This is a genomic window from Streptomyces sp. NBC_01317, from assembly GCF_035961655.1.
Lineage (GTDB): Bacteria > Actinomycetota > Actinomycetes > Streptomycetales > Streptomycetaceae > Streptomyces.
On sequence record NZ_CP108393.1, the window covers coordinates 7,150,570 to 7,175,755 of the forward strand.

General features: G+C 73.2%; 7 protein-coding genes. 2 read left to right on the forward strand and 5 right to left on the reverse strand.

The features are described 5' to 3' along the window. Nucleotides 1-5: 5 nt before the first annotated feature. Together OG349_RS31240 and OG349_RS31245 are read left to right on the forward strand one after the other, a co-directional pair. Nucleotides 6-19,136: a non-ribosomal peptide synthetase gene (locus tag OG349_RS31240; protein WP_327237771.1), complete on the forward strand. Its 19,131-nt coding sequence runs from the start codon at nt 6-8 to the stop codon at nt 19,134-19,136. 26 nt (nt 19,137-19,162) lie between these two features. Then, complete coding sequence (locus OG349_RS31245) at nt 19,163-19,366, forward strand: MbtH family protein (protein ID WP_161310003.1); 204 nt, start codon at nt 19,163-19,165, stop codon at nt 19,364-19,366. A gap of 140 nt (nt 19,367-19,506) precedes the next feature. On the opposite strand, the gene OG349_RS31250 is transcribed toward OG349_RS31245, so the two are convergent. The 5 genes from OG349_RS31250 to OG349_RS31270 form a co-directional block, all read right to left on the reverse strand. After that, the gene (locus OG349_RS31250; RefSeq protein WP_327237772.1) at nt 19,507-20,322 is read right to left on the reverse strand and encodes a TIGR03621 family F420-dependent LLM class oxidoreductase; all 816 of its coding nucleotides are present in this window, start codon (nt 20,320-20,322) and stop codon (nt 19,507-19,509) included. Nucleotides 20,323-20,522: 200 nt separating this feature from the next. Next, a complete protein-coding gene (locus tag OG349_RS31255) occupies nt 20,523-21,410 on the reverse strand; it encodes a hypothetical protein (RefSeq protein ID WP_327237773.1) in 888 nt (295 codons plus the stop codon). Between the two features lie 10 nt (nt 21,411-21,420). After that, on the reverse strand, nt 21,421-21,984 hold the full coding sequence (locus OG349_RS31260) for a papain-like cysteine protease family protein (protein WP_327237774.1): 564 nt from the start codon (nt 21,982-21,984) through the stop codon (nt 21,421-21,423). 196 nt (nt 21,985-22,180) lie between these two features. Next, nucleotides 22,181-23,260: an iron-siderophore ABC transporter substrate-binding protein gene (locus OG349_RS31265; protein ID WP_327237775.1), complete on the reverse strand. Its 1,080-nt coding sequence runs from the start codon at nt 23,258-23,260 to the stop codon at nt 22,181-22,183. Nucleotides 23,261-23,365: 105 nt separating this feature from the next. Then, nucleotides 23,366-25,180, reverse strand: coding sequence for an ABC transporter ATP-binding protein (locus OG349_RS31270; protein WP_327238797.1), 1,815 nt, complete (start codon nt 25,178-25,180; stop codon nt 23,366-23,368). Nucleotides 25,181-25,186 lie beyond the last annotated feature (6 nt).

Consider the following 25,186-nt stretch of genomic DNA (forward strand, 5'->3'; position numbering starts at 1 on the left):
CCACCGTGTCCGGTATCGAAGAAGCAGTGGGTTACTGGCGGAACGTGCTCGCACCGCTCTCACCCGAGACGGCGCTGCCGGCCGACCGCCCCTACCCGGTGTCCCCCTCCGGGGACCGGTCGGTACGGACCCGGCGCACGGACACCATGGCCGCGGCCGAGACCCGGCTCGCCGCCTACTTCGCCCTGTTGCACCGGTACAGCGGCGCCGCCGACCTCACGGTGGGGTACGAGAACCTGCCGGTACGGGTCGACCTCGGCGGTGGCCCCACCTTCGGCGCGCTGGTACGGCGCGTGGAGGACGCCCTCGCGGCGGCCCGGGAGCACCGGGTGTCGCTGCGGGCGCTGGTCGGGGCCCTGCGCCCGGCGCCGACGCGCGGCGGCGGACTGTTCTTCAACACCGCGTTCGACGCGGACCCCGGTACGGGAGCGGGGGTGCGGGCGGCAGGCGTGAACAGTGCCGACGAGGACATACCCGGCACGCTCGACCTGGCGTTGGACGTCGTGCCGGGCGAGGTGCAGGCGACGTACCGCACCGACCTGTTCGACGACGCGACCGTCGACCGGCTCCTCGGCCACTACGAGACCCTGCTGGCGGACGGCCTCGCCCGGCCGGAGGCGGCGGTCGCCGAACTGGCCCTGACCACCCCCGACGAGCACCACCGGCTGCTGGTCGAATGGAACGCCACCGCACACTCCGTCCCGGCCGCGACCTGGCCCGCGATGTTCGCCGAGCAGGTCCGCCTGCGCCCGGACGCGACCGCGCTCGTCTTCGAGGAAGAGCGGCTGACGTACGCCGAGTTGGACGAGCGGGCCAACCGCCTCGCGCACGCCCTGATCGCGCGCGGCGCAGGTCCCGAGCGGGTCGTGGCCCTCGCGCTGCCGCGTTCCGCCGACCTGATCGTCGCCGAGGTCGCCGTCCTCAAGTCGGGCGCCGCCTACCTGCCGGTCGACCGCGACTACCCGGCCGACCGGATCGCGTACATGCTCGCGGACGCGCGACCGGTCTGCCTGGTCACGACGGCCGACGCCGACCTTGTCCCCCGGGGTGGGGAAGACGCGGCGGACGGGATCACCACGCTCCTCCTCGACCTGCCGGAGACCGCCGCGGAACTGGCCGGACGCCCGGCGCACGACCCCACCGACGCCGACCGCGGCGGTGAACTCACCGTCCTGAACGCCGCGTACGTCATCTACACCTCGGGATCCACCGGCCGCCCCAAGGGAGTTGTCCTCTCCCACACCGGCGTCGCCAAGCTCGTCGCCACCCAGAGCGAGCGCTTCGGCATCGGACCGCGGAGCCGGGTGCTCCAATTCGCCTCGCCCAGCTTCGACGTGGCCGTCTGGGACCTCTGCCTCGGCCTGCTCTCCGGCGGCCGACTCGTGGTCGTACCCAGCGAACTGCGGGTGCCCGGCGCCCCTCTCGCCGACTACGCGAACGCCCACGGCATCACCTTCATGATCCTGCCGCCCGCCCTCCTCGCGGCCATGCCCGACGACGTCCACCTGCCGCCCGCCGCCACCCTGCTGGCCGGCACCGAGCGCGTCTCGCCGGAACTGGTCGGGCGCTACGCGCGCGGCCGCATGATGTTCAACGCGTACGGTCCCACCGAGGCCACCACCAACTCGACCCTCGGTCTCTGCGACCCCGGCACCCCGGCCGGCACGATCGTCCCCATCGGCGTCCCCGACCCTGGCACCCGGGCCTACGTCCTGGACGCCCGCCTGCGACCCGTCCCGGCGGGCGTGCCCGGTGAGCTGTACCTGGGCGGCGCGGGCCTCGCCCGTGGCTACCTCGGCCGGCCCGCCCTCACCGCCGAGCGTTTTGTCGCCGACCCGTTCGGCGCGCCCGGCGAACGGCTCTACCGCACCGGTGACCTCGTACGGTGGAAGGCCGACGGCCGCCTGGAGTTCCTCGGGCGCGCCGACACCCAGATCAAGATCCGCGGCTTCCGCATCGAACCCGGCGAGATCGAGTCCGTGCTCCGCGGCCACCCGGCGGTCGACCAGGTCGCCGTGGTCGCCCGCGAGGACCGCCCCGGCGAGCGCAGGCTCGCCGCGTATGTCGTCCCCTCGCTCGACACCGAGCCCGGCCACGACGAGACCGCCCAGGTCGAGGAGTGGAAGGACCTGCACGAACTGCTCTACAGCGCCGCCGGGTCCGAGGGCGAGGGCTTCCGCGAGAACTTCGCGGGCTGGAACAGCATGTATGACGGCACCCCCCTGCCCGTCGACGAGATGCGCGAGTGGCGGGACGCCACCATCGACCGCATCCGCGCGCTCGGCCCGGGCCGCCGGGTGCTGGAGATCGGCGTCGGCAGCGGCCTGATCCTCTCCAGGATCGCCCCGGACAGCGAGGCGTACTGGGGCACCGACGTCTCCCACGAGGCGGTACGGGCGCTGCGCGCGCAGGTCGGGGCCGTACCGGAACTGGCCGCGCGCGTCGAGCTGTCGGCCCGGCCCGCCCATGACACCGAGGGACTGCCGGAAGGGTTCTTCGACACCGTCGTCATCAACTCCGTCGCCCAGTACTTCCCGAGCGCCGACTACCTCGCCGAGGTGCTGCGCAAGGTCACGGCCCTGCTCGCGCCCGGTGGCGCCGTCTTCGTCGGCGACGTACGGAACATGCGGCTGCTGCGGACCCTGCGCGCCGCCGTCGAGAGCCGGGGCACGGCCGGGCACGACGAGAGCGACAAGACCGCGCTGCGCGCGGCGGTCGAGCGCTCCGTCCGCTGGGAGGGCGAACTGCTCCTCGATCCGGACTACTTCACGACCCTGCCCGGCTACGAGGCGGACGTCCTCGTCAAACGGGCCGCCCACCAGAACGAGTTGAGCCGCTACCGGTACGACGTCGTGCTGCGCCCGTCGGGCGCAGTAAGCGGGTCGTCCACGGCCGTTGCGGACCCTCAGGAGTCGCGGGAGATCCGCTGGTCCGCGCTCGGCGGATCGTCCGGGACCGGCGGGCTCGACGCGCTCACCGCCCTCCTCCGCGAACACCCCCGCCGAATCCGGGTCACCGGTGTTCCCAACGGACGCCTGGGCGAGGACAGTTCGGCACTGCGCGCCCTGGAGGACAGCAGCGGCCCCGCCCCCGCCGGGATCGACCCCGAGACGTTCCACACCCTCGCCGCCCGGCACGGCTACCGCTGCGCCGTCACCTGGAACGGCCACGCCGACGACGGAAGCCTCGACGTCGTCCTCGCGGCGGGCGACGCGCCGCTCGGCACCGTCTACCGGCCCGGCGGGACCTTCCCGCACGCCAACCGTCCCGTGCCCTTCCGTGACATCACCACGCTGATGAAGACCCTGCGCGCGCACACCACCGACCGGCTGCCGGAGTACATGGTGCCGTCGGCGTTCGTCCCGCTCGACCGGCTGCCCGTCACCCCCAGCGGCAAGCTGGACGAAAAGGCCCTGCCCACCCCGGACTACGGCGCTCTCAGCTCGGGCCGCGCCCCCCGGGACACCCGGGAGACGCTGCTCTGCGGCCTGTACGCCGACGTGCTCGGCCTGCGCTCCGTCACCATCGATGACGACTTCCTCGCCCTCGGCGGCGACAGCATCACCGCGATCCAACTCCTCATCAGGGCCCGCAAGGAGGGGATCCAGCTCACCACGCGCGACGTCTTCCGGCACCGCACGGTCGCCGCGCTCGCGACCGTCGCCGTCGACCGTACGGGCGGCGGCGCCACCGACCGCGAGGAACCGCTCGTCGCGGTCACCGCCGCCGAACTCGCCGAGATCCAGGGCGCGGAACCGCTGGCCGTACGGGATCTGCTGCCGCTCACCCCGCTCCAGGAAGGCTTCTACTTCCACTCCCTCGCCGGCGGCTCCGACCGCGACGCGTACGTCGTCCAGCAGGTCGTCGAACTGGCGGGACCCCTAGACGGCGAAGCCCTGCGCACCGCGGCGCAGAGCCTCCTCGACCGGCACGCCCCCCTGCGCGCCGCCTTCCGGCAGGGCCCGGACGGCGCACCCGTGCAGATCATCACCGGCGGCCTGGCCCTGCCCTGGCGTGAGATCGACCTGACCGCGCAGGACGTGTCCGTACGGGACTCCCTCGCCGACGCCGTCGCCGCCGACGAACGCGCCCGCCGCTTCGACCTGGCCAGGCCCCCGCTGCTGCGCTGCGCGCTCGTACGCTTCGGACCCGAGCGCGCCGCACTCATCCTGACGTTCCATCACATCGTGGCGGACGGCTGGTCGTTGCCGGTGCTGCACCGCGAGCTGATGGCGTCGTACGGCTCCGGGCCCGGCACCGCGCCGCTGCCCGGCGCCGCTCCGTACCGCACGTACCTGCGCAGGCTCGCCGGCCTGGACCGGGAGGCCGCCCGCGCCACGTGGCGTGCCGCCCTCGCCGGTCTTGAGGAGCCGACCCGGCTGGTCACCACCCCCGCCGACCGTGCCCCGATGCGGCCGGAACAGGTCCGCGTCGAGCTGTCCGAGCGGACCACGGGACGGCTCGCCGCCCGCGCCCGCGAGCACGGTGTCACCCTGGGCACGGTCGTCCAGGGCGCCTGGGGCCTGCTGCTCGGACGGCTCACCGGCCGCCAGGACGTGGTGTTCGGCACCACCGTCTCCGGCCGGGACGGCGAGGTCGACGGCATCGAGTCGATGGTCGGGCTGTTCATCAACACCCTGCCGACCCGCTTCACCTGGGACCCCGCCGACACCCTCGCGGCGCTCCTCGGCCGGCTCCAGGACGAGCAGGCCCAGCTCCTGGACCACCAGCACCTCGGGCTCGCGGAGATCCAGCGCCTCACCGGCCACGCGGGCGGCGGCGAACTCTTCGACACCCTGCTGGTGTTCGAGAACTACCCCGCCGACACCGACCTGCGCGACCCCTCGGGCACGGTCCGGATCACCGGCCACGCGTTCCACGACGCCGTCCACTACCCGCTCGCCCTCATCGTGAAGCCGGGCCGGCGGCTCGACCTGCGCCTCAAGCACCACGCCGAGCGGCTGGACGGCGACACCGTCCGGGCGATCGCCGGCCGGCTCGCGCTGATCCTGGAGGCGCTGGCCGACGACCCGGCGCAGCCCGCCGCACGGATCGAACTGCTCTCCCCGGCGGAGCGGTCGGGGGCCCGACTCGCGGGCGCCGAACGCGAGATACCGGCGACCACGCTTTCCGCCGCCTTCGAGGACCGGGTCGCCAGGACACCGGACGCCACGGCCGTCGTCTTCGGCTACGAGCACCTGACCTACGCCGAGCTGGACGCCCGCGCCGAGCGGCTGGCCCGGCGGCTGCGGGCCCGGGGGACCGGACCCGACCAGGTCGTCGGGGTCGCCGTCCCGCGCTCCACCGAGCTGATGGTCGCCCTCCTCGGCGTCCTCAAGTCCGGCGCCGCCTACCTCCCGCTCGACCTGGACTACCCGGCCGACCGGGTGGCGCACATGCTCACCGACTCGGGCGCGGCCACGGTGGTCACCACCGCCGCGTCGGCCGCCCGGCTGCCGGGGGCCGAGGGGGTGACCGCGCTGGTGCTCGACGCACCGGACGAGGTCTCGCCCGCCGAGAGCGCCACCGGGACCGCCGCCGGACCCGACGACCCCGCCTACCTCATCTACACCTCCGGATCCACCGGCCGGCCCAAGGGCGTGGTCGTCACCCACCGCGCCATCGTCAACCGACTCGCTTGGATGCAGGGCGAGTTCGGCCTGCGCGCCGACGACCGGGTGCTCCAGAAGACACCGTCCAGCTTCGACGTGTCCGTGTGGGAGTTCTTCTGGCCGCTGACCGAGGGCGCCGCCGTCGTCCTCGCCAGGCCCGACGGCCACCGCGACCCGGCCTACCTCGCCGCGCTCGTCCGCGACGAGCGCGTCACCACCATGCACTTCGTGCCGTCCATGCTCGACGCGTTCCTGGCGGCCGACGAGGTCACCGGCGACCCCGCCTGGGCGACTACTCTCCGCCGGGTCCTCAGCAGCGGCGAGGCCCTGACCGTCTCCGCCGCGAGCCGCTGGCACGCGCTCACCGGCGTGCCCCTGCACAACCTGTACGGCCCCACCGAGGCGGCCGTCGACGTCACGCACCACACGTACGCGGACGACGCCGGGGGCGGCACCACCGTGCCCATCGGCCGCCCCGTCTGGAACACCGGGCTGCGCGTCCTGGACGCCTGCCTGCGGCCCGTCCCGGCCGGCGTCCCCGGTGAGCTGTACCTCACCGGCGTCCAGCTGGCCCGCGGCTACCACGGCCGCGCCGCGCTCACCGCCGAGCGCTTCACGGCCGACCCGTACGGCCCGCCCGGCACCCGGATGTACCGCACCGGCGACCTGGTCCTGCGCCGCGCCGACGGCACGGTCGAGTACCTCGGCCGCACCGACCGGCAGGTCAAACTGCGCGGCAACCGCGTCGAACTCGGCGAGATCGAGGCCGCCCTCCTCGGTGCGCCCGGCGTCTCCCAGGCCGCCGTGACCGTCCGCGAGAACACACTCGTTGCGTACGTGGTCCCCGCACCGGGCCACGCCCCGGACGCCCCCGCGCTCCAGGCCTTCCTCACCGGCGCCCTGCCCGCCCCGATGGTGCCCACCGCCTACGTCGTCCTCGACGCCCTGCCCCTCACCCCCAGCGGCAAGCTGGACCGGGGCGCCCTGCCCGCCCCGACCACCGTCCGTGCCGCCGCCCGCGCCCCGAAGAACGCGCGGGAGCAGGCGCTCACCGACATCTTCGCGGCCGTCCTCAAGCTGGCGGACGTCTCGGTCGACGACGACTTCTTCCTCCTGGGCGGCGACAGCATCAGCTCCATCGCTGTCTCCAGCCGCGCCCGCCGAGCTGGCCTCGGCCTGAGCCCCCGCGACATCTTCGAGCACCGCACCCCGGCCGCCCTCGCGGTGGCCGCCGCGACGCTGGACACCGGAGCGACGACGGACGAGCGGGCGGAGCGGGACCGTACGGACTCCTTCTCGCTCACCCCCGAGGAGACGGCCCGCGTCGAGCGGATCGCCCCCGGCGCCGTCGAGGACATCTGGCCCCTCGCGCCGCTCCAGGAAGGCCTGTTCTTCCACTCCACGTACGACAACGGCGCTCTGGACGTCTACACCGTCCACGAGTCCTTCGACCTCGCCGCCCGCGTCGACACCGGCCGTCTGCGCGCCGCCGTGAAGGTGCTGCTGGCGCGCAACCCCAGCCTGCGGGCCGGGTTCACCAGTGAAGGGCTGCGCCGGCCCGTCCAGTTCATCGTCAAGGACCCGGCGATCCCCCTCGAAGAGGTCGACCTCGCCACCCTTCCCGCCGCCGAACAGGACGTCCGGCTCCGTGAGGTGATGGAGGAGGAGCGCTCCCGCCGCTTCGACCTCACCCGCCCGCTGCTCTTCCGGATGCTGCTGATCCGCCTCGGCGAGGAGCGTGGCGACCGGCTGGTCATCGGCCGCCACCTCATCCTCTGGGACGGCTGGTCCGCGTGGCTGTTCCTGGACGAGCTGTTCGCCCTGTACGAGAACGGCGGCGACGCCCAGGGCCTGCCGCGCCCCGGCTCCTACCGCGACTACCTCACCTGGCTGGACCAGCAGGACGAGGAGGACGCCACCGGCGCCTGGCGCACCGCCCTCGACGGACTGGACGAGCCCACCCTGCTCGTCCCCGCCGCGGCCGACCGGGGCCTCGAACCCGTCATCCCGCGGAGTCTCGACACCGACCTGACGGGGGAGGCCAGTGACCGGCTGCGCGACACCGCGCGCAAGCACGGCCTTACGCTCAACACCGTCCTCAACGCCGCCTGGGGGCTTGCCCTCGCCGGCGCCACCGGCCGTACCGACGTGGTGTTCGGCACGACGGTGGCGGGCCGCCCGAGCGAGGTGCCGGACGTCGAGAACGTCATCGGCATGTTCCTCAACACCGTGCCCGCCCGCATCGCCTTCGACCCGGCCGAGCCGGTCCTCGGCCTGCTCCGCCGCATCCAGGGCGAACGCCTCGCCCTCATGCCGCACGAATACCTGGGCCTCGGCGTCCTCCAGGCCGAGACCGGCCACCGCAGGCTCTTCGATACCCTGTTCGTGCTGCGCAACGCCGACACCGAGGAGCGGCTCGCCGAACTGCGCGACCTGCACGGCGCCACCGCGGTCGCCAACGTCGACGCCACGCACTACCCGGTCAACCTCGTCGTCACGCCGGGACAACGGGTGCGGATCACCCTCTCCTACCGCCCCGACCTCATCGAACACCCCTACGCCGAAACCCTGTTGGCCCGCTTCACCCTGCTTCTGGAGGGCCTGACCGCCGACCCCGCCGCGCCCGTCGGCCGTCTCGACGCGCTGCTGCCCGCCGAACGAGCCACGCTGGTACGGGAGAACGCCGCGAGCCGCGAGCCCGTCCCCGACGAGACCGTCGCCGACCTCCTCGCCGCCCAGGCCGCCCGTACCCCCGACGCGACGGCGCTCGTCTTCGGCACCCGCACGCTCACCTACGCCGAACTCGACGCGCGCTGCGACCGTTTGGCCCGGCTGCTGATCGCCCGGGGCGCCGCACCCGAGCGGGTGGTGGCGCTCGGACTGCCGCGCTCCCTCGACATGGTCGTCGCGCTCTTCGCCGTCCTGCGCACCGGCGCCGCCTACCTCCCCCTGGAGCTGGACCATCCGGCCGACCGCCTCGCGCTGATGCTCGAAGACGCCCGGCCGCTGCTCCTGCTGTCCACCTCCGCCGTGTCGGAGACGCTGGAGGGCGGCGTCCCGCGCGTCCTGCTGGACGACCCCGAGGTCGTCGCCGAACTCGCCGCGCTGCCCGAGGGCCCGGTGCACGTCGACTTCGCCCTGGACCACCCGGCGTACGTCATCTACACCTCAGGCTCCACCGGCCGCCCCAAGGGCGTGGTCACGCCCTACCGGGGCCTGACCAACATGCGGCTCAACCACCAGAAGGAGATCTTCGGGCCCGCCATCGCCTCGGCCGGCGGCCGGCGGCTGCGGATCGCGCACACCGTGTCCTTCGCCTTCGACATGTCCTGGGAGGAACTGCTCTGGCTGGTCGAGGGCCACGAAGTGCACATCTGTGACGAGGAGTTGCGCCGCGACGCCGAGGCGCTCGTCGCGTACTGCGAGGAACAGCGGATCGACGTCGTCAACGTCACCCCGACCTACGCCCATCTCCTCATCGAGGAAGGCTTGTTGGAGGGCCACCGACCCCCGCTGGTCCTGCTCGGCGGCGAGGCCGTCACCGAGACCGTCTGGAACCGGCTGCGCGACACGGAGGGCACGTACGGCTACAACCTGTACGGCCCCACCGAATACACCATCAACACCCTCGGCGGCGGTACGGACGACAGCGCCACCCCGACCGTCGGCCGCCCGATCCGCGCCACCCGCGCCCACCTCCTGGACGCCTGGCTGCGGCCCGTCCAGGACGGTGTCCCGGGCGAGCTGTACATCGCCGGGGCCGGCCTCGCCCGCGGCTACCTCGACCGGCCTGGCCTGACCGCCGAACGCTTCGTCGCCGACCCGTTCGGCGAGCCGGGCGAGCGGATGTACCGCACCGGCGACCTCGTGCGCCGCCGCCCCGACGGCAACCTGGACTTCCTCGGCCGCACCGACGACCAGGTCAAGGTGCGCGGCTACCGCGTCGAACTCGGCGAGATCGAGGCCGCGCTCGACCGGCACCCCCAGGTCGCCCAGGCCGCCGTCATCGCCCGCGACGACCCGTCCGCGCCCGGCACCCAGCGCCTCATCGGCTACGTCGTCCCGGCCGAACTCACCGGCGCGGCGAAGGAAGAGGCGGAACGCGAGCAGATCGGCGAATGGCAGGAGATCTACTCCGCCGAGTACACCGAGATCAACACCGCCGTCTTCACCGAGGACTTCGCCGGATGGGACAGCTCGTACGACGGCGCCCCCATCCCGCTGGAGGACATGCGCGAGTGGCGGGCCGCCACGGTCGAGCGCATCCGCTCGCTGCGCCCCCGCCGCATCCTGGAGATCGGCGTCGGCTCCGGGCTGCTCCTCTCGCAGCTCGCGCCGGACGCGGAGGCGTACTGGGCCACGGACTTCGCCGCGCCCGTCATCCGCAAGATCGGCGAGGACCTGCGGCAGGACCCCGAGCTGGCCGCCAAGGTCGAACTGCGCGCCCAGGCCGCCCACCACACCGAAGGGCTGCCCACCGGCTTCTTCGACACCGTCGTCATCAACTCCGTCATCCAGTACTTCCCGAGCGTCGACCACCTCACCGAGGTCATCACCGGCGCCATGGACCTCCTCGTCCCCGGCGGCGCCCTGTTCGTCGGCGACGTACGCAACCTGCGCCTCGCCCGCGCCTTCCAGGCCGCCATCCAGCTCACCCGCGCCGACGAGGGCACGGACGCCGCGACCGTACGGCGGGCCGTGGACCGGGGCATCGCGCTGGAGAAGGAACTCCTCGTCGACCCCGACTACTTCAGCACCCTCGGCTTCGGCGTCGACCTGCGCACCAAGGCGGGACGCCACCAGAACGAACTCACCCGCCACCGCTACGACGCCGTCCTCTACCGGGAGTCGCCCGGCGCGGACGACGTACTCCGGTTCACCGACGTGCCCGTGACCGGCTGGACCGACGACAGCACCCTCGTACGGCACCTGCGCGACCGGCGCCCCGGACAGCTGCGCGTCACCGGCATCCCCGACGCCCGCACCGTGGGCGAACTGGCCGCCCTGCGCGCCCTGGACACCGGCCGCCCGCACGCCGTACCGGACGGGGGAGTGGAGCCCGAAGCCCTGCGCGACCTGGCCGCCGGCCTCGGGTACCGCACCCTCACCACCTGGTCCGCCGAACTGGGCCGCTACGAAGCGGTGTTCGTACGGGACGACGGCACGGCCCCGCGCCTGACCGCCGGCCTCCACCGCCCCCAGGGCGGCACCCCGCCCTACGCCAACACCCCGACCACCACACGCGGTTCCGGCGGTCTCGTACGGCAGCTCCGGGACGACCTCAAGGAGTCGCTGCCCGACTACATGGTGCCCGCCGCCTTCGCCGTCCTGCCGCGCCTGCCGATGACCGGCAACGGCAAGCTCGACGTCCGGGCGCTGCCCGAGCCCGAGCCCGCCGTCGCCCGGGGCGAGGGCCGCGGCCCGCGCACCCCCCGCGAAGAGATCCTGTGCCGGCTCTTCGCCGACGTGCTCGGCCTGCCCGCCGTGGGCGCCGAGGACAACTTCTTCGACCTCGGCGGGCATTCGCTGCTCGCCACCCGGCTCATCAGCCGCGCCCGCACCGAACTGGGCGCCGAACTCGCCATCCGTGACCTCTTCGAGGCCCCGACCCCGGAACTCCTCGCCGGCCGGACCGACGGCGGACCGCCCGCCCGGCCCGTCCTGGAACCCGCCGCTCGACGCCCCGACCGCGTCCCGCTGTCCGCCGCCCAGCGGCGGCTCTGGCTGGTCGAGAAGATCACCGGTGACGGAGTCGCCTACAACTTCCCGCTGGTCTTCCGGCTGCGCGGGACCCTCGACCTGGACGCGCTGCGGCTGGCGCTCCACGATGTGACGGGGCGTCACGAAGCGCTCCGTACCCGCTTCGAGGAGCACGAGGGCGAGCCGTACCAGCGGATCGTCCCCGCCGACGAGGCCCGTCCCGCGCTGATCGTCTCCGACTGCACCGAGGACGACCTGGCCGCGCGCGTCGAGGAGGCGCAGCGCCGCCCCTTCGACCTGAGCACCGAACTGCCCCTGCGGGCCGAGGTGTTGCGCCTGGGCCCCGCCGACCAGGTGGTGGCCGTCGTCCTCCACCACATCACCACGGACGAGTGGTCCGACCGGCCGTTCCTCGCCGACCTCAACACCGCGTACGCGGCACGGTCCGAGGGGCGCGCGCCGACGTGGGCGCCGCTGCCGGTGCAGTACGCCGACTACACCCTGTGGCAGGACCGCCTGCTGGAGGAGGTGGGGCAGCGGCAGCTCGCCTACTGGACCGAGACCCTGCGCGACCTGCCCGAAGACCTCGACCTGCCGCTGGACCGCACCCGCCCCGCACAGGCCACCGGCCACGCCGGAGTCGTAGGGGTCGAACTGCCGGCGGACACCGCCAGCGCCCTGCGGGAGCTGGCCGGCGCCCAGGGCGTCAGCATGTTCATGCTGTTCCAGGCCGCCACCGCCACCCTGCTGCACCGCCTGGGCGCCGGTGACGACATCCCGCTCGGCGCCCCCATCGCGGGCCGCACGGACGCGGCCGTGGACGACCTCGTCGGCTTCTTCGTCAACACCCTCGTGCTCCGCACGGACCTGACCGGCGACCCCACCTTCGCCGAACTGCTCGCCCGGGTACGGGAGTCCGCGCTCGCGGCCTTCGAGCACCAGGATCTCCCCTTCGACCGGGTGGTCGAAGCGGTCAACCCGGCGCGGGTCGCGGACCGCAACCCGCTCTTCCAGGTCATGCTCGGCTACCACTACCGCCCCGACGGCGATCCGGACCTGCTGGGCCTGGAGACCGAGTGGTACGACATGGACACCGGCATGGCCAAGTTCGACCTCGACTTCACCTTCGTGGACCACGGCGGCGACCGGTCGCTCGTGCTCCTCCTGGAGTACGCCACCGACCTGGTCGACCCCGGCACGGCGGCCGGCCTCGCCGAACGCCTGGTGGGCCTGCTGGCGCAGGTCGCCGAGGCGCCGGAGCGGGCGGTGGGAGCCCTGCGGGTGCTCACCGACGACGAGGCCACGGCCGCCCTGACCACCTGGAACAACACGGACCGGCCGATCGAGCGCCGTAGCGTCCCCGAGCTGTTCGACGCGGCGGTACGGGACAGGCCTGACGCCACCGCCCTCGTCACCGCGAGCGGGCCACTGACCTTCACCGAGCTGTCCGCGAAGGCCGCCGCCGTGACCCGCGCCCTGCTGCGGCGCGGCGCGGCGCCCGAGACGGTTGTCGGCCTCGCCCTGCCCAGGGCCGAGATGGTCCCGGCGATCCTCGGCGTCCTCGCGTCGGGCGCCGCCTACCTGCCGCTCGACCCCGAATACCCGGCCGACCGGCTGGAGTTCATGCTGACGGACGCGGCGCCGCTGTGCGTCCTCACCACCGAAGAGCTGGCGGCGAAGCTGCCGGAGACCGGTCCCGCACGTGTCCTGCTGGACACCCTCCTCGCCGAGGAGGCGGAGGAGCCGGACGCCGGACCTCTCACGACGCCCGCCCCCCACCCCGCGAGCGCCGCCTACCTCATCTTCACCTCCGGCTCCACCGGCCGGCCCAAGGGCGTCATCGGCACCCACCGGGGCCTCAGCAACCTCTTCGCCTCCCACCGCGAGGACCTGATCCTGCCCGCCGAGCGCGCCGCCGGACGGACCGTCCTGCGGGCCCTGCACGCGGCCTCGTTCAGCTTCGACGGCTCATGGGAACCGCTGCTCTGGCTTCTCGCCGGACACGAACTGCACGTCGTGGACGAGACCACGATGACCGACCCGGCCGCCCTCCTCGCCCAACTCGCCGACCAACAGATCGACTTCCTCGACGTCACCCCGACCTACCTCAAGGAACTGACCCACCACGGCTTCCTGGCACCGGGCGGCCACGTGCCCGCGGTCCTCGCCGTCGGCGGCGAGGCCACCCCCGCCCCCCTGTGGGAGCAGCTCCGCGCCCTGCCGGGCACGGTCGTCCACGACCTGTACGGACCCACCGAGTCCGCCGTCGACGCGTACGGCTGGCACAGCGGCGACAGCGGGCACGGCGACGACGACGTGCACAGCGGCGACAGCGGTACGTGGGCCGCCCCGCTCGCCAACATCCGCGCCCACGTCCTCGACGCCGTGCTCCGGCCGGTCCCGGTCGGCGTGGCGGGAGAGCTGTACCTCGCCGGGGAGGGACTCGCCCGTGGCTACCTGCACCGGCCCGCCCTCACTGCCGAACGCTTCACCGCCGACCCGTTCGGCGCCCCCGGCAGCCGCATGTACCGCACCGGCGACCGGGCCAGGCGCCGCGCCGACGGAACCCTGGAATTCCTCGGCCGGGCGGACGACCAGGTGAAACTGCGCGGATTCCGGATCGAGTTGGGCGAGATCGAGGCCCTGGTCGCCGGACACCCCGACGTGGCCGCCGCTGCCGTGATCGTCCGCGAGGACACCCCCGGGGTACAACGGCTGGTCGCCTACCTCGTCCCGGCGGACGCGGCACGCGTCCCCGGCTCGTCGGACCTGCGCACCCACGTGGCCGCCGCGCTCCCCGCCCACATGGTGCCCGCCGCCTTCGTCCCGCTGACGGCGCTGCCCAGGAGCGTCAGCGGCAAGCTGGACCGCGCCGCCCTGCCCGCCCCCGGCGTCACCGCCGTGCCCGAGGGCCGGCGCCCCCGCGACCCGCGCGAGGAGATCCTCTGCGCGCAGTTCGCCGACGTCCTCGGCGTCGAACGGGTCGGCATCGACGACAACTTCTTCGCCCTCGGCGGCCACTCCCTGCTCGCGATGCGGCTCGTCGCCAGGATCCGCTCCGCGCTCGGTACGCAGATCTCGCTGCGTACGGTGTTCGACGCGCCCACCGTCGCCGAACTGGCCCAGCGGTCGGCCGCGACGGACGGGCAGAGCGCCGCGCCCCGGCCCCCGCTCGTCCCCAGGCCCCGTCCTGACCGGCTGCCCCTCTCGTCGGCGCAGCAGCGGCTCTGGGTGCTCCACCAGGTGGAGGGGCCCAGCTCCACGTACAACATCCCGTCCGTCTGGCGGCTGTCCGGCGCGCTGGACACCACGGCCCTGCGTGCCGCCGTCGCCGACCTGGCGGAGCGGCACGAGACGCTGCGCACGGTCTTCCCCGACGAGGGTGGCACCGCCTACCAGCGGATCCTCACCCCCGGTTCGTACGACCTCGCCGTGGACGTCGTCCCCGCCGACGAGGAGAGCCTCGCGGGCCTGCTCGCCGACACGGCGTCCCACGGCTTCGCCCTGGACCGTGAACCCCCGCTGCGCGTCACGGTGTTCGAGCTGGGTGAGGACGAGCACGTCCTCCTCGTCCTCGTCCACCACATCGCCGGTGACGAATGGTCCGAGCTGCCGCTGACCCGCGACCTCACCACCGCCTACGCGGCGCGGGCCGCCGGGCTCGCCCCGCAGTGGGCGCCCCTGCCGGTTCAATACGCCGACTACACCCTGTGGCAGCGGGACGTCCTCGGCGACGAGCGGGACCCCGGCAGCCTGGCCGCCCGCCAACTCGCCTACTGGAAGCGGGCCCTGGGGGGACTGCCCGAGGAACTCGCCCTGCCCACCGACCGGCCGCGCCCGCAGGAGGCCAGCTACCGGGGCGGGTCCGTCGACCTCACCCTCGACCCCGAACTCGCCGGCTCCCTGCGGGAACTGGCGCGTGGCGGCGAGGTCAGTATGTTCATGCTGATCCAGGCCGCCGTGGCCGCCCTGCTCACCCGGCTCGGCGCCGGCACCGACATCCCCCTCGGCAGCCCCATCGCCGGACGCACGGACGAGGCGCTGGAGGACATGGTCGGCTTCTTCCTCAACACCCTGGTCCTGCGCACCGACACCTCGGGCGACCCCGGCTTCCGCGAGCTGCTGGCCCGCGTCCGGGACACGGACCTCGCCGCGTACGACCACCAGGACGTCCCCTTCGAGCGGCTGGTGGAAGTCCTCAACCCACCGCGCTCGCTCGCCAGGCACCCGCTGTTCCAGGTCATGGTCGTCTACCTGGCGGCCGGCTCCGGCGGCCCCGCGCTGCCCGGGCTCACCGCCCGCGAGGAGGACATCGGCCAGGACACCGCCAAGTTCGACCTGTCCTTCGACTTCGTGGAGGAGGCCGACGGCGGCGGGGTGCACGGCGTCCTCGAATACAGCACCGACCTGTACGACCGGTCGACGGCGCAGGCCCTCGCCGACCGGCTGCACCGCCTGCTGCGCGCCGTCGCCGCCGACCCCGACCGGCCCCTGGGCGGGATCGACATCCTCGGCGACAGCGAACGCCACCGGATCCTGCACGAGTGGAACGCCCGCGCCCTGCCGGCCCCGCCGACCACCGTGCCCGCCCTGTTCGAGCGGCAGGTACGGCTGTCTCCCGGGGCGCCCGCCGTCGCTTCGGACGGCGTCGAGCTGACCTACGCCGAACTCAACACGTACATCAACCAGTTGGCGCGCCTGCTGGTCGAACAGGGCGCCGGACCCGAGCGGTTCGTCGCGCTCGCCCTGCCCCGTACCGCCCACACTTTCGCGGCGATCCTGGCCGTGCAGAAGGCGGGCGCCGCGTACCTGCCCGTCGACACCGACGCCCCCGCCGCCCGCACGGCCGACGTGCTCGCCGACGCCCGGCCCGTCCTGACCCTGACCACCCGCGAACTCGCCCCGCTGCTCCCGGAGTCGGAGGTGCCCGTCCTGGTGCTCGACGACCCCGGGACCCTCACCCGCCTCGCGGAGGCGGACGTACGGAACCTCACCGACGCGGACCGTACGGCCCCGCTCACCCCGGCCCACCCGGCGTACCTGATCTACACCTCCGGTTCCACCGGCCGCCCCAAGGGGGTGGTCATCACCCACGAGACCGTCGGCAACCTCTTCCACAGCCACCGCGAGACCCTCTACGCACCGGCCGTCGCCGCGACCGGCCGGCGCCATCTGCGGGCCGGGCACGCCTGGTCGTTCTCGTTCGACGCCTCCTGGCAGCCCCAGTTGTGGCTGCTGGACGGCCACTGCGTGCACGTCGTGTCCGAGGAGACCCGGCGCGACCCCGAACTGCTCGCGGCGGCCGTCGTCACGCACGGCTTCGACTTCCTGGAGGTCACCCCGTCGTTCTTCGCCCAGATGGCCGACACCGGCCTGGTCTCCGGCGACACCTGCCCCCTCGCGGTGGTCGGCGTCGGCGGGGAGGCCGTACCGCAGGCGCTGTGGGACAGGCTCCGAGGGCTGCGCGGCACGGAGGTCTTCAACCTCTACGGGCCCACCGAGTCGACCGTCGACGCCCTGGTCGCGCGGGTCCGCGACAGCGACCGGCCCCTGGTCGGCCGCCCCGTCGCGGGCACCCGGGCCTACGTGCTGGACGACCGGCTCCGGCCCGTACCCCCCGGTGTCACCGGCGAGCTGTACCTCGCCGGCGGCGGCCTGGCGCGCGGCTATCTCGACCGCCCCGCGCTGACGGCGGAACGGTTCGTCGCCGACCCGTTCGGCACGCCGGGATCCCGGCTCTACCGCACCGGTGACCTCGCGCGCTGGACCTCCGACGGGATGCTCGACTACCTCGGCCGCGCCGACGACCAGGTCAAGATCCGTGGCTTCCGCGTCGAACTCGCCGAGATCGAATCCGTCCTGGACCGCCATCCCGACACGGCACAGGCCGTGGTGACGGCCCGTCAGGACGGACCGCGCAAGCAGCTCGTCGCCTACGTGGTCCCGGTGGCAGGACGCACCCCCGACGCGGCCCGGCTGCGCGGCCACGCCGCCCAGCACCTGCCCGACTACATGGTGCCCGCGGCCGTCGTCCTGCTGGACCGGCTGCCGCAGCTCGCCAACGGCAAGCTCAACCGCGCGGCCCTGCCCGCGCCCGACTTCACCGCCCTCTCCACCGGCCGGCCGCCCGCCACCCCCCAGGAGAAGACCCTGGCCGCCGTCTTCGCCGACGTCCTCGGACTCGAACAGGTCAGCGCCGACGACGACTTCTTCACCCTCGGCGGCGACAGCATCGTGGCCATGCAACTGGTCAGCCGGGCCAGGGCGGCCGGGCTGCGCATCACGCCGCGCCTGGTCTTCCGGCACCGTACGGTCGCGGGCCTGTGCGCCGTCGCCACGGAACAGACGGCGGCCCCGGTGGTCCGCACCCCGGACGACGGGACGGGCAGCGTCCCGCTGACCCCCGTCATGCACTGGCTGCGCGAACTGGGCGGCCCCTTCCAGGGCTACCACCAGGCGGCCCTCGTCCAGACCCCCGCCACACTCGACCGCCCGAAGCTGGCGTCCGTCCTGCGGGCGCTGGCGGTCCGGCACGACATGCTGCGGGCGAGGCTGATCCGTACGGAAGCGACCGAAGCGACCGACGCGACCAACACCACCGACACCACCGACACGGCTCACTGGGCCCTGGACGTCCCCCCGGCCGACGGATTCGACTCCGACCGCTGGATCGAACGCGTCGACGCGACCGGTCTCGACGCGAACGACCCGGACGCCCTCGGCGCCCTCGTCGCCGACCGGGCCCACGCCGCCCGGGCCGCCCTCGACCCCGAGACGGGCGACGCCGTCAGGGCCGTCTGGTTCGATACGGGCGACCGCCCCGGCCGACTGCTCCTGATGGCCCATCACCTGCTGGTCGACGGCGTCTCCTGGCGGATCCTGCTGCCCGACCTGGCGGCGGCCTGGCAGGACGTCGCCGAGGGCCGACCGGCCGGACTCGCCCCCGTGGAGACGTCGTTCCGGCAGTGGTCGCGCCAACTCACCGAGCTGGCGCAGGACCCCGCCCGGGAGGCCGAACTCCCCGTCTGGACCGGCATCCTGGACGGCGCCGAGCCGCTCCCGCTGCTCCGCCCGCTGGACCCGGAGCGCGACACCACCGGCACCGTACGGGAGGTGGCGCTGCGCCTGGCGCCGGAACACACCGACCCGCTGCTGTCCACGGCTCCCGCGGCCCTCGACGCGACGGTCAACGACGTCCTGCTCACGGGCCTCGGACTGGCGCTGACGGACTGGCTCCGCCGCCGGGGTACGACGGGCGGGGTGCTGGTCGACCTCGAAGGCCACGGCCGCGAGGAGGAGTTGACCGGCGACGCGGACCTGTCCCGTACCGTCGGCTGGTTCACCAGTGTCTTCCCGGTCCGACTCGACCCGGGCCCGGTCGACCTGGCCGACGCCTTCGCGGGCGGCCCTGCGGTGGACGAGGCGCTTGAGCGGGTCAAGCGCCACCTGGGCGGACTGCCGGCCAACGGCGTCGGCTACGGCATGCTCCGCCACCTCAACCCCCGTACGGCCCCCGTGCTCGCCGCGCTGGAACCGCCGCGGATCGAGTTCAACTACCTGGGACGCTTCAGCATCCCCGAGGCGACCGACTGGTCGTACGCGCCCGAGGAGGAAGCGGCCGACATCGGCTCCGAACCGTCGATGCGCGAGGGCCACGCCCTCGGCGTCAACGTCGTCACGGAAGACCGCCCCGAGGGCCCGGTCCTCGCGGCACACTGGTCCTGGCCGGCGGGAGTGCTGGACGAGGAAGATGTCAGGGACCTCGCGGAGACGTGGTTCCGGGCCCTGGAAGCGCTGGTGGCACGCGCCGGCGCACGTTTGTGACAAGAACAGTCTGAGGAGAATCCGACATGAGCAGCAGCAACCCGTTCGAGAACCCCGAGGGCGTCTACTCGGTCCTGGTCAACGACGAGGGCCAGCACAGCCTGTGGCCGGACTTCGCGGAGATCCCGGCGGGCTGGACGAGGACCCACGGCCCGACGACCCGCGAGTCGTGCCTGACGTACATCGAAGAGAACTGGACGGACCTCCGCCCGAAGAGCCTGACCCTCTGACCGTCAGGTCTGTCCCTTGGTCGGGGCTCGAAGCGGAGCCCCGACCGCCTCTTTCTGGTCCGGCGACCCCTATCAGCCCGTCCGGCGACTGAGGACCGGGGCCCGGGGCGGAGCCCCGGCGTGAGCGCTCCGCGCCGACGTCACCGCAGGTGCTTGATGACCTCCGCGAACGCGGCCCGGTGCGGATCCAGCACACTGATGTAGCTGACGCCGTACTCCTCCCGGTACCGCCGCAGCCGATCCGCGATCTCACCCGCCGAACCGATCAGCACACCGGGCAGCTGATTGAGCGCGGCATCGTCGAAACCACTGGCCTGCCGGATGATCGCGAGATCCAGCTGCTCGGCGCTCTCGCCCACCGCGGCGACGAACAGGTTCAGCTCGATCCGGTCGGCCCGCTCGCCGGCGGCTTCGCGCAGGACGCGGACGCGACGCGCGAACGCCTCCTCGGGGGGCACGCCCTCCGTCACCCCGGCCATGATGGAGAAGCTGAAGATATCCGCCTCCCGTGCGCCGAAACGCAGCATGCGATCGCCGGAGCCCGCCAGCATGATCGGCGGCACGGGCCGGTCCGCCTCCGCCGCCAGCAGCTCACGCGTCGCGGCCAGGGTGGCCGCCAGCTTCCCCAGACGTTCCCCTCCGGTACCGAAGGGCAGGCCGACGGCCTCGAACTCGTTCGGCATGTATCCCGCGCCGAGCCCCAGCTCCAGGCGGCCGTCGGTGAGGCGTTGTGTGTCGGCGACGTCCCGTGCCAGGTAGGCGGGACTGGCGATGCCGGCGTTGAGCACGTACGTGCCCAGCCGCATGGTGGTCACGTCGGCGGCCGCCACCAGAGCCGGGAACGGCGACTGCATGCCCAGATGATCAGGCATCTGGAGCACGTCGTACCCCAGGTCCTCCACCTCGCGCACACGATCACGCCAGGCGGAGCGGGAACCGACGTTGATCAGACTCACGCCGAAACGGAACGGGTGGTTACTCATGACAGCCCTTCGTGCTGGTCCAGCGGGTACGGATGGGGAAGCCGTCTGAGTGGTGGATGCACTCTTCGACCCGTATCTACCGGAATAACACACGAGCACGACATGCGAGAGGTTCACCCCCGTCCGCCGGGGCGGAGCGGGGGGCCTACAGAGTGGGACCTACGTGGGCCGGTTCAGCGCGTACCGGGACGACGGCGCCGGAGGAACACGGCGGCGCCGCCCGCGAGGGCGAGTGCCGTGCCGGACCCGCCGGCGAGGAGCAGGGTGGAGGGCGAGGAGGGCGAGGAGCCGGTCTCCGCGCGCTGGAGTTCGTAGCCGCTGGAGAAGCCCTTGGAGTCGTACTCCGAGCCGGGCAGCTTGTCGGCGTAGCGGGCCTTGACCAGTTTCTGGTAGTCGCGGAGCGACACCGACGCCTTGCCGCCCAGTCCTTCCCGGGCCTGGTCGTTGAGCGGTTCGACGGTGGTGAGCCTGAGCCGGTACCAGCCACGGATCTGCGGCTCGGTGAAGACCAGCGTGCCCACGCCGGCCCGGCCGGCGTATCCGGCCTCGCTGTTGCCGTCGCGCACGGCCGCCAGGTGCCAGCCGCCGCCCTGGGTGGGGGCGAGCAGGACGGTGGCGTCGCGGCCGTTGACGCTGGTGCTCAGCGAGGAGACCAGCCCCGTCAGGCTGATCGCCTCGGTGGCCAGCGGCTGGGCGGTTCCCGCCGCGAAACCGGGGGTGATCTCGTTCCGCGCGACCGGGTCCTTGATCGTGAAGGCGGGGAGGCCCTGGCAGGGCTCGGCCGTGTCGGGGATCGTCTGCACCCGGGTGCTCGCCTCGCCCGTGGGCACCGGAGTGCGCAGGAACCGGCAGACGGTGTTGAGGACGTCGGTGGATTTCACCGCGTCGAGGGCGGCCCGGTAGTCGGGGATGTCGGCCGGGAGCGGGTCCTTGGCCGGGGCCGCGTACGCCGGACCGACGACGGACAGCAGCGCGGACGCGCCGACCGCGAGGAGGACGGAGAGACGGGAGGAGCGGGCCGCCCGCCCGCCGGACATTCTGGTGCCGCTGGTGCCACGCATGTTGCCTGCCTTAGCGGGAGATACCGATGCGGGAATGGGTCCACTTGGACGAGCTGTTGCTCACGTAGTCGCTGTACTTCCACCACGTGTACGTGGTGGTGTCCGGCCACGGGTCGGCCACCGCGATCGTCGTGTTCGCCGTGTCGAAGCCGTAGACCACGTTCATGTGGCCCCCGCCGGACGTCCACCCGATGCGGGCACCGACCGGCCGGGCCGCCTTGACGTCCGTGTAGACCTGGTCGAACGTGGCCGCGCTGTTCAGGCCCGACCCGGTGTGGGTCATGCCGAGGCTGCTCCATCCCTTGGCCATGTCGCCGAGCGTGGCGGGCTGGTTGTTGCAGCCGTAGGAGGGCTGAGCGCGGTCGCAGAAGTCCGTCTGCGTGGAGCCGAAGCCCTGGAACTTGGCGATGGTCAGCCCGGAGGCCACCCAGCACCACTGGTTCTTCTCCTGCTTCAGCATGGTGATGCTGTCCTGGCCCGCTTCCGCGTGAGCCGTGCCTCCCGTGGTGACGAGCGCTCCCAAGGCGGCCAGCGCGATGACCGGCGCCGTGGTTCCGTACCTGAATCTGCTCATGTCCCTGCCTTCCCCTGATCGGTTCAACGAGATGAACGGGGTGATCTGGCAGGAATATGACACCGCATTATGTTTGCGGTATATAGGCGGCTTGCGAGAAATGAACCCTTACTGATTATTCGTTAGGTAATCAGGCAAATGACCGCACCCCGGCCAGGACCCGCCCGGCCGGGGTGCGGTCACCGCACGTGTCACATCACGACGCGGGCTGCGCCACCACCGTCGCCGGGTCCCCGTCCACCGCCGCCGCCAGCTGCGGCGCCAGCCGGTCGAGCGCGTACGGCAGGCTCAGCACCGTCCCCATCGACAGCGCGTTCCCGTAGTCGCTGGTCTCCTTGATGAAGACCTCACGCCCCTGCTTCACCACCGGCAGATCCCCGTACGTCGGGTCCTTGTGCAGCTTCTCCGCGTCCTTGACCGGGTCGCCGACGAACCACACCGCCACCTTCTGGTTCAGCAGATCCGTCCGCTCCTTGCTGATGTTCGCGCCGAACTGGTCACCGATCGCCTTGTCGAGCCCCGTCGGCAGCTTGAAGCCGTACGACGTCAGCAGCCGCGAGCGCGGGTCCTGGCTGCCGAAGACGAACATGCCCTCGTACGGGGTCGCCATCACGCCCGTCGCCCCGGTGAACGCCGGATTCGCCTCGCGCGCGGCGGCGAACTTCGCCTCCACCCCGGCGACGAGCTTCTTCGCCTCCGCCTCCTTGCCGAGCGCCTTGCCTATCGTCTCGGTCTGGAGCTCCCACGGGATGCCGTAGTCGTTGTACTGCTTCGGCTGCGCCAGCACGGGCGCGAACTTCGAGAGCGTCTCGTACTGCTCCTTGGTGAGCCCCGAGTACAGCGCGACGATCAGATCGGGCTTCAGCGCCGCGATCCGCTCGGTCTGCGGCCCGGTGCCGGGGTCCTTGAGGAGCGTCGGTACGGCCCCGCCGCCCAGCTTCGCCGTCGCCCAGGGGCCGAGCGCGCCCTTGTACGCGCCCAGCCACTCCGTCGTGCCGACCGGGACCTCGCCCAGCGCGAGCACGGCGTCCTGATCGGTCAGGCCGACCGTGACGATCCGCTGTGGCGCCGACTTCACGACCGTACTGCCGAACTTGTGGGCGATCGTGACGGGGTACGACCCGGGCGCCGCCGAGTCCTTGTCCTCGGCCGCCGCGCCCGGCTTCGAGCCGGAGCCCGATTCCGGGTCCGAGCCGCAGGCGGCGACGGTGGCGAAGAGCAGCAGGACGGAGGCGAACGCGGCGGCGAGCCGGTCGGCACGGAGTGTGCGGGCCATCAAAGAGGTCCTTCGTGATCGGTGGTGCTTCTCTGGTGGGTGGATGCGGGGGGTTGAGTGGTGCGTTCGGGAAGTACGGTCACGGCCCGCTTCGGGAAAGCCCGGTCACGGGCCCGCCGCCTCGCGGCTGTCCGACCACGCCTCCCACAGCGCGGCGTAGCGCCCGCCCGCCGCGCGCAGGGTGTCGTGCGTCCCCGACTCGACGATCCGGCCGGCGTCCATCACGACCACCCGGTCCGCGGTCGCGGCCTGCGTCAGCCGGTGCGCCACGATCAGTGCCGTACGGCCGTCCACGGCCCGCGCGGCGGCCTTCTCCAGGGCACGCGCCCCGGCACTGCCCGCCTCCGCCGTGGCCTCGTCGAGGACCGCGACCGGCGGGTCGGCCAGCACCAGCCGGGCGAGGGCGAGCTGTTGGGCCTGGGCGCTGGTGAGCCGGTGGCCCCCCTCGCCGACGACCGTGGTGAGGCCGTCCGGAAGCAGGTCGGCCCAGGTGAGCGCGTCGACCCGGTCCAGCGCCTCGCGCAGTTCCGCGTCCGTCGCGCCGGGGCGCGCCAGCCGCAGGTCGTCCGCGAGGGGTCCGGCGAAGACGTGGACCTCCTGGGTGATCAGCGCGACGGCCCGGCGGACCGCCGCAGGGCCGAGCGCGTCGAGGTCCGCGCCGCCGATCAGGACCGTGCCCTCCCGCGGCCGGTGGATGCCCGCGACGATCTTGGCCAGGGTGGTCTTGCCCGCGCCGCTCGCCCCGACCAGCGCGACCCGCTCCCCGGGGGCCAGCGTCAGGTCCACCCCGTGCAGGACGGGATGGCCGGTGCGGTACGCGTGCGTGAGGCCCCGGACGGTGACGGACGCGTCCTGCGGCACGGCCGGCCGCTCCGGCTGTACGGGCGGTGCCAGATCGGCCACCCCGACGAGCCGGGCCAGCCCCGCCGTCGCCGACTGGGCGTCGTCGATCAGGATCAGCGCCGAATTGACCGGCGTGAAGAGGCTGTGGAAGTAGAGGGCCGCGGCGGTCGCCGTACCGATCGACACGGCGTCGGCCCGCACCAGCAGGAAGCCGGCCACCAGGACGGCGGCCAGACCGGTGAACTCCGCGAGGTGCAGGCGGCTGTAGAAGCGCAGGATCAGCCGCACCCCGCGCATCGTCAGCCCGACCACCGACCACGACCGGGCGGTGACCTGCCCGGTGTGCTCCTTCTCCAGCCGGAAGGCGCGCACGGTCGGCCCGCCCCCGATGGTGTCGAGCAACTGCTGCTGCTGGGCCCCGTTGGCGACGCGCTGCTCGGCGTAGAGCGGTGCCGCGTTGCGCAGGTACCAGCGCGCGGTGTGCGCCTGTACGGGAAAGGCGAGCAGCGCGGCCAGGAAGAACCGCCAGTCGAGCAGGGCCAGCGCACCGAGCGTGAGGACGATCGCCAGGACCGAACGGGCCAGCTCGGGAAGGGCGTTGCGCACCGCGTCGGCGATCAGAGACACGTCTCCGGTGACCCGCGCCGTCAGGTCGCCCGAGCCCGCGCCCTCCACCCGCTCCAGGGGCAGGTGCAGCGCGCGGTCCACGAACCGCTCGCGCAGCAGGGCGAGTACGGTCTCGCCGAGCCGGGAGACGAGGGAGAGCCCGAGCCCGGTCGCCGCGCCCTGGACGAGGGCGACCACGACCAACAGGACCACCGGGGCGGTCAGCGCACCGGCCGGCCGGCCCTCGGTGACCGCGTCGACGATATGGCCCAGCGTCGGCTGGATCAGCAGCCCGACGGCGGTGGCGGCGACCATGGTGACCAGTCCGGCCAGGGCCAACCCCCGGTGGGGGCGCACCAGTTCCCGTACGGCCGCACGGGTGCGCCGGACCGAGGCGGTGGGCAGCAGGGTCCGGCCGTCCGCCCCGGCGGGCGCCCCGGCCGAGGGGGTGGCCGAGTCGCCCGGTGTCATACCGAA

What these genes read in the sequence shown, in the direction of transcription:
- OG349_RS31260 (WP_327237774.1), bottom strand. Translation starts at nt 21,984, where the DNA reads ATGAGCAGATTCAGGTACGGAACCACGGCGCCGGTCATCGCGCTGGCC.
- OG349_RS31270 (WP_327238797.1), bottom strand. Translation starts at nt 25,180, where the DNA reads ATGACACCGGGCGACTCGGCCACCCCCTCGGCCGGGGCGCCCGCCGGG.
- OG349_RS31245 (WP_161310003.1), top strand. Translation starts at nt 19,163, where the DNA reads ATGAGCAGCAGCAACCCGTTCGAGAACCCCGAGGGCGTCTACTCGGTC.
- OG349_RS31265 (WP_327237775.1), bottom strand. Translation starts at nt 23,260, where the DNA reads ATGGCCCGCACACTCCGTGCCGACCGGCTCGCCGCCGCGTTCGCCTCC.
- OG349_RS31255 (WP_327237773.1), bottom strand. Translation starts at nt 21,410, where the DNA reads ATGCGTGGCACCAGCGGCACCAGAATGTCCGGCGGGCGGGCGGCCCGC.